Origin of the sequence: Pseudobacter sp., from assembly GCF_051955275.1 — a bacterium.
Lineage (GTDB): Bacteria > Bacteroidota > Bacteroidia > Chitinophagales > Chitinophagaceae > Pseudobacter.
Map to the genome: position 1 here is coordinate 1 of NZ_JBQCGW010000044.1, position 7,313 is coordinate 7,313.

The following is a 7,313-nucleotide window of genomic DNA, read 5'->3' on the forward strand; positions in this document are numbered from 1 at the left end:
GCCCACCTGGTCCCGGTGGGGGGGTTAATTTTTGCCCCGGGGGGGGGGCGCCCGCGACTGCTCTCCGGCAATCAGATCATCCTTACCTGATGATCCTTCCCGAAACGCCTGTCTGAATAAATTCTTCTATTTCAGGTTTACTGACGATGGCCCAGTCTCCTGCGATGCTTTGTTTCAGCGCGCCGCAGGCCGTGGCGAAGTTGATGATGTTTTGCGGAGCCATTTGCTGCATCAGTCCATATAATATGCCTGCCGTGAAGGCATCGCCTGTCCCGATCTGATCGGTAACAACCGGAATCGTGTATCCTTCGGAGAAATAATATTCTCCTCCATGCGCCAACGCGGCTAAGTATACGGTCTGTTGCTGAATGGTTTTGCGGAAGCTCATGCCCAGTGTTTGCAGCTTCGGCATTTTATGCTGCAGCTGCTGAAAGGTTTGTTTGAACCGTTCTTCCAGCGGCAATTGCTTGTTAGTTTCAATCTCATAATAAATACTCACAGCATCAAGATCGGCCACAGCAATGGAACAATATTGCAACAATGCCGGCATTACTTCTTTGGGCTGCTTGCCGTATTGCCAGAGCTTGCTCCTGTAGTTGAAATCGCCGGAAATGGTCAAACCCAGTTCAACAGCAACTTCCAGGGCTTCGGCACAAACAGAGGCTGCGCTGGCGCTGAGTGCTGCTGCAACACCTGACCAGTGGAAATAATCCGTGTTCTGCAACACCTGTTTCCAGTTGATCATGCCCGTTTGCAGCTCGGTGAAGCTGGTTCCCGTTCTGTCGTAGATCACACGGCTGCTGCGGATATGATTGCCGGATTCCGTGAAATAAAGGCCCAGCCTGTCGCCTCCAAACAGCATTTGATCGGTGCCCACACCGTGCGATTTCAATTGCTGAATACCTGCCAGTGAAAGATCATTGTCAGGAACACGGCTGATATAATTTACATTCATGCCCAGTCTGGCCAGCAGTACGCATACATTGGCTTCCGCGCCTGCATAGTACGCGGTGTAACCATCGGTCTGCTGAAAACGCTTTGCCTGGTGACTGTGCAATCGTAACAGGAATTCACCAAAGGCTGCCAACTGAACTTTATTCCCGGCAGTCTTTTCCATTGTGCTTGATTTTCCGGCAAACTACGTATTGTTAGCTTCATCACAAAAGCCACTCAACACAAAACATTCAAATAATTGCAATCATCAATACAATTCAAAGAGCGCTTCAATTTCAACGGGGATATTATCCGGCAGTGATCCGAAACCAATAGCACTGCGCACTCCAACACCATTCTCTTCTCCCCAGATAGCTGCAAACAATTCACTGCAACCATTGATCACATGCGGATGACGTTCAAAATCCGGCGTGGCATTCACCATGCCCAGCATTTTGATGATCCGCTTCACCTTGTTGAGGCCGCCGATCCGGGTATGGATAGTGCTCAACATGGTAAGCCCAACCTGACGGGCAGCTAACTTACCCTGGTCGGCATTCATGTCTTTACCAATCTTGCCGATAATGAGGGAACCATCCTGCTGCACAGGACCATGTCCGCTCAGGTACAGATACTTTCCATCGATCACATAGGGTTTGTACACACCCAGGGGTTCGGGAGCAGGAGGCAATGCTAATCCCATTTGCTTGAATCTTTCTTCTGCAGTGCTCATACGCTTGTAAATTTTAAAACTTGTAGCTTATTGTTTATTTATTCCACTATCAGTTCATCCATCATCACCAGGGCTGTTGAGCCTGCACCATATTTACCCGCAGGTATGATGCCGGGATGTTTGCCGGTGATCTTGATATATCTTGCCTTCACATTTTTTAAGGTTGCCCTCGCTTTGTTGATGCCGTTTACGGGGAAGTCTTTCAGTTCTGCTATTTTCGCATATACCTGCCCGTTATCTGAGGCGTAAACAACCAACTCTACCGGTGGCCACATGCGTTGCCAGGCATAGTTCAGCACATTGGCGCCCACTTTATTCACAGGCTGCACTTTACCCAGATCAATAACAGCCTCAAAATCTTTGGTGAATCCCACCCACTGACCATCATTATAACGGTGCGACCCGGAAATTCCATTCACTAATTTATCAGCAGGCCCGCCATATTTTCCCGAAGGAAGATTTGTTACAGTGATATCAGCACCCAATGCCTTATGTATAAACCAGGATAGTTCAAACACCCGCCCGTAGGGCATTCCATTCCGGAAAAGCTGCGCGCGCACAACACCATTATTATCCCTACCTGAATGCAGCAGGCCTGAATAGACCCGGCTGTTCCTGTCAGGTAAACTGCCATCAGACGTGTAGCGAATCACAGCTTCCCGGTTACTGGAATGAAGTTGAAAAGAAAGACTACCCCGCTGTAGTTTATTGATTGAATAACTGATCTCATCGAAATTTTCATTCATGCTCATCCCCAATGTCTTCAATATTAAAGGCTGCCTTCTCAAACGCTCCAGAAACCCATCGTACTCCATCGACTCTGCCGGACTCCAGGCCACCTCGGCCAGTGCGATAGCCCGCGGCAGTAACATATATGCCGCCTGTTGAGTAGTAGATAAATATTCGCTCCACAATTGCCCCTGCACGCCTTTGATATATTTCAGTAAAGACTGGTCAATAGAATCCGGTAATGGCTGGTAATTGTACACTTCCTTCAATGGCGTGTAGCCACCCGCCGCAACAGGCTCAGCAGGGTATAACGACTGATAATGATCGAAATAATATTCATCCTCCGTGGTCATGATCGCATCGTGCTGCATGCGGGCTGCTTCCACAGCGCCGGCCGTGCCTCTCCAACTCATCACGGTAACACCCTGCGCCAGTCCACCCTCCAGCACTTCGTCCCAACCCATTACCTTCTTTCCTTTAGCCTGTAAATATTTTGTAACGCGACTAACAAAGTAACTCTGCAATTCATCTTCGCTTTTGAGGTTCTGTGTTTTGATCCGTTGCTGGCAATGCGGACAGGCCTTCCATCTCGTTTTAGGACATTCATCACCGCCGATATGAATGTAATCGGATGGGAAAAGCGTTATCACTTCATCCAGCACATCCTGCAAAAATGTAAATGTGCTGTCTTTTCCCGCGCAGAACACTTCATCGAACACACCCCAGAAAGTTGCCGTTTTATAAGGCCCGCCGGTACAGCCCAGTTGAGGATAGGCAGCCAGTGCGGCCTGCGCATGGCCGGGCATCTCTATTTCAGGGATCACCGTGATCCGCCTTTCAGCAGCGTACTGAACGATCTCTTTCACCTGTTCCTGCGTGTAGTAACCTCCATACCTTTTGCCATCGAAACGGTGCGGCAATTCTTTTTTATGACCGATCATCGTTTCATCCCTCCATGCCGCAACAGTTTGCAGCCTGGGATATTTTTTTATTTCGATACGCCAGCCCTGGTCATCGGTAAGATGCCAATGGAAGGTATTGAACTTGTACAGGGATAAAAGATCGATGTATTGTTTGATGAACGAAACGGGGAAGAAATGGCGGCAGACATCCAGGTGCATGCCGCGGTAGGAAAATCTCGGATAATCGTGGATCCTGGCTACAGGAACTTTGAGCGCTCCGTTTTCCTTTTTCCATATTTGACGGAGGGTCTGAACCCCATGCATTATTCCCGCGGCATCGTGCGCCGTGAGGTTTACATTGAAACCGTTCACCTCCAACAGGTACCCTTCCGGCTCCCGGACCAGGAGGGTATCTGTTCTGAGGCGGACCGAAACCCTATTGGTATTTTCGATCACAGTCAGGGAGTTGCCAATTTCCTGTTTGATCAGATCATTCAGAAAAGCAGTTACGTACTTCCATTCCTTTCCGGCATCGATAACTGTTTGTTTTGAGATAGTACAGAAGCCTTGACCATATTGTGCATTCACGGGCACAGGGATCAGTGCCGGAATTGCCGGCGCCGCTTGCCTTGCAGAAATTTCATTCATCATAACCAGCAGGAACGGAAGTACGAATAGCTTTTTCATTATTGTTTATCCCACCAAACTCTTGTCAATAAATTATCGGTACCCTGGCGAGAAACAGCATTGTCGTAGTTGACTTTGTTATTGCTGCGTTCGTTGCGCAGGTAAGGGAATCTCCGCGGAATAACGCCGCCGGTCTGGTTTCCCGTTACATTCACTGGTGTCAGCTGCGGATAACCTGTACGGCGCCAGTTGGCATAAGACTCCTGTTCATCCAGCAGCAGCGCTATCCAGAACTGGGTATGGATCTGGTTCATCTGATCGTTCACTGAACCGCCGGTGTTGAGCGGATGCGCAGCCGTATAATCGTTGATGGCGTTCTCTGAAATTACGCCAGCCGGGCCAAACTTCGCCCAGTTGCGCATATTGTTCTCTATTCCTTTTTTGAAGTATGCCGAAGCCGTATTGGCGTTGGTCCAGTTACGAAGCGCCGCCTCAGCCAGCAGGAAGGCCATCTCTGCATTGGTGATCACCAGCACAGGTGAGTTGAAAGCCAGAATAGTGGCGGGATTGGGCTCAGAGTAGGTTTTAAAATCCACGGGCTTGCTCAGGGTTCCGTTGGGTAAGCCCTTTGCCAGTACCGGGTCATTGGTGGCGGTTGTGCCGGTAAAGGTCACTGCTATAACCGGCAGGCGTGGATCGTTATTGGTTTTCAGCTGATCGATAAACGTCTTGCTGAATTTTCCACCTTCCTGGTTAGCATCCCCATAAGCATCGCTCTTGTAATCCTGGCCTACCAGCTCAAAGGCGATGGGGTTATAGTTGTAAGTCTGGCCGGTATTGAAGTAGGCAACGCTTGCATTGTCTGCCGCGTTTTCAATCACACCACCGGTGATCGCTTTCTGCGCCCAGGTCCTGGCTTTTGTTTCATCAACTTTAGTCATTCGCATTGCAATGCGAAGCATCAGTGAGTAACCGAACTTCTTCCATTTGGCAACATCACCCTGGTAAATGAAATCAGCTGCTCCAAAGGTTGGTTTGGTGGCGTCCAGTGCAGCAATGGATTCATCAAGCTCTTTCAGCAGATCATCATAGATCTCCGACTGCGGCGTGTAAGCAGGCAGGAAGCTTCCATCGATATGTCCCTTCAATGCATCTTTGTATGGAATATCTCCATAAATATCCGTGAGGCGCTGGAACTGCAAGGCCCGCCAGATGCGGCCCGTGGCCACTTTGTTGGTCAGACCCTTTTTTTGTGCCGCGCGGATGGATTCATTGAGGGTGTTCAGCACATTGGGATAGAGATAGAGAAAATAAAACCCGTGATATTGATCACTGAGTCCATATTTATCTCCCACACCGGAACCATTCACGTCTTTGTATGTGGCATAGTGCTGCACATACATTCCGGCATTGAGGTAAGATGTATAGAAATAAGCGCGGTCATAAATATAATTGCCCCTTAGAATGGCCTGGGAGAAAAGGTAATCCGCATTGGGATTGGTACTGGCATTGGGGTTGGTATTGATCTTTTCAAAATCCTTGTCGCAGGAACTGAAGCCTGCCATCAGGCCCAGTGCAAGTATGCTATGATATATTTTGAAACGTGGCATATTGTTACTTTTAAATCATGAATTAAAACTTCACTGTCAGGTTGATACCGTAGCTTCTTGTGCGAGGCACACCAAACATTTCAAAGCCCTGTGCATTGTTATTGCTGAAAGTGGATTCAGGATCAATATTGGGTGCATCCTTATGAATGATCAGCAGGTTCCTGCCTACCAGGGAAACATTGGCCGACTGTATTTTCAGGAAGGAGATCCTTTGCACAGGGATATTGTAGCCAATGATCACCTGTCTTAATTTCACGAAGTCTGAACTGTACACGAATTTTTCAGAAATAAGTTTCCAGTTATCATAGTAACCCTGCAACTCAGCAGGAGCAAGGGTTTTGGTAAATGGATTGCCGGACTGGTCAACACCGTTCACTGTCAGTCCGCCATCGCGGCCGGGCAGCGTGATCTTTGTCAGACCAAAACGGGTTCCGTAGAGATTGGTACCGGAATATACCACACCACCGAATTTACCATCGATGAGCACGCTCAGGCTGAATCGTTTGTAGTTGAAGGTATTGGTGATACCTGTTGTGAATGGCGCCACCCCGGTACCCATGTCAACCAGGTTGGGATCATCCAGCTCGCGTCCGTTGGCTGCATAGATCACATTGCCTTTGGCATCCTTCCTGGTAGTAGTGGCCATGATGGTGCTGTAAGGACGGCCCACACGATGGTGCAGGAATGCATACCGGTTAACGCTGATATCCGCTTCAATCACATCCAGCTGATCCGTTACTTTCACCACTTCGTTCTTGTTGTAAGCCATATTGTAGCTAACCTCCCAACTGAAGTCCTTTGTTCTTACCGGCACGCCGGTCAGTAAAACTTCGATGCCCCTGTTCCTCATTTCACCAACGTTCAGCAAAGCAAAGTTGAAACCTGTAGATGGAGATACAGAAGCGCGCACGATATCATCGGTTGTTTTACGATCGTACACCGCCAGATCTACACCCAGTCTACCATTCAGGAAGCGGGCATCCAGTCCGATCTCGTAAGTGGTGGATGTGAGCGGCTTCAGGTTGGGATTGGGTGCCATCAGCTGACCTGAGTTGGAACCATTCCAGTTAGTGATCATCTGCAACGGACGTTTATCATGACCACCACCTGGCAGCAGGCTGTAAGTCATGTTCAGCGCGTAAGGGATCGGCGTGGCACCGCCTACCTGCGCCCATGATGCTCGAACCTTGGCAAAGTTCACCCACACAGGCAACCTGAATGCTTCGGAGAGCACAAAGCTGGCTCCTACAGAAGGATAGAAGATATTATTGTCTTTGGCACTGAGGGTAGAGAACCAGTCGTTCCTGCCTGTGGCCGTAAGGAAGAGATAATTTTTGTATGAGAGATCAACAGATCCGAAAACGGAGTTGGTGCGCTGACGACCGAGGGCTTTCACGGTAGCAAGACTTATCACATTGCTCACATCGTAGAACTCCGGCTCGGCATACCCTGTTCCATCCAGGAAGGTATTATCTGCTTTGTTTCTCCGCTGATTACCGCCTGCCAGTACATTCACGGCAAGGTCAGGGATGATCTTTGTGTTGTAGTTGACGGTCAGTTCAGCATTTGTTTCGGTTATACCTGTAAGGTAGTTCTGGTAATACCCCGTAGCAAAATACAGGTTGCCTGTAGGCACAATTCCTGTATAGTTGAAGTTGGAGTAATCATGACTCACGCGGCCTTTCACAAACAGGTTGTTCAGGATATTATATTTGATACTGAGGTTACCGATAAAACGGTTCTTATCATCCGTATTTCTGAATTTGTTAATGGCGAAAT

At 48.7% G+C, this 7,313-nt stretch carries 5 protein-coding genes; all 5 read right to left on the minus strand.

Annotation, left to right across the window (positions count from 1 at the left end):
- Window positions 1–82: 82 nt before the first annotated feature.
- A complete protein-coding gene (locus tag ACTHMC_RS04595; RefSeq protein WP_440411236.1) occupies window positions 83–1,117 on the minus strand; it encodes a PfkB family carbohydrate kinase in 1,035 nt (344 codons plus the stop codon).
- Window positions 1,118–1,201: 84 nt separating this feature from the next.
- On the minus strand, window positions 1,202–1,666 hold the full coding sequence (locus ACTHMC_RS04600) for a RidA family protein (RefSeq protein WP_440411238.1): 465 nt from the start codon (window positions 1,664–1,666) through the stop codon (window positions 1,202–1,204).
- A gap of 38 nt (window positions 1,667–1,704) precedes the next feature.
- A complete protein-coding gene (locus tag ACTHMC_RS04605; RefSeq protein WP_440411240.1) occupies window positions 1,705–3,984 on the minus strand; it encodes a glycoside hydrolase family 20 protein in 2,280 nt (759 codons plus the stop codon).
- Window positions 3,984–5,534 carry a SusD/RagB family nutrient-binding outer membrane lipoprotein gene (locus ACTHMC_RS04610; protein WP_440411242.1) on the minus strand — a complete coding sequence of 517 codons (1,551 nt, stop codon included), beginning with the start codon at window positions 5,532–5,534 and terminating at the stop codon, window positions 3,984–3,986. The genes ACTHMC_RS04605 and ACTHMC_RS04610 overlap by 1 nt, the downstream gene beginning before the upstream one ends.
- Window positions 5,535–5,556: 22 nt before the next feature.
- A partial coding sequence (locus ACTHMC_RS04615) for a TonB-dependent receptor domain-containing protein (RefSeq protein WP_440411244.1) occupies window positions 5,557–7,313 on the minus strand: 1,757 nt, incomplete at its 5' end.

Coding starts and splice junctions, on each gene's coding strand:
- ACTHMC_RS04610 (WP_440411242.1), bottom strand. CDS start 5,534: ATGCCACGTTTCAAAATATATCATAGCATACTTGCACTGGGCCTGATG.
- ACTHMC_RS04600 (WP_440411238.1), bottom strand. CDS start 1,666: ATGAGCACTGCAGAAGAAAGATTCAAGCAAATGGGATTAGCATTGCCT.
- ACTHMC_RS04605 (WP_440411240.1), bottom strand. CDS start 3,984: ATGAAAAAGCTATTCGTACTTCCGTTCCTGCTGGTTATGATGAATGAA.
- ACTHMC_RS04595 (WP_440411236.1), bottom strand. CDS start 1,117: ATGGAAAAGACTGCCGGGAATAAAGTTCAGTTGGCAGCCTTTGGTGAA.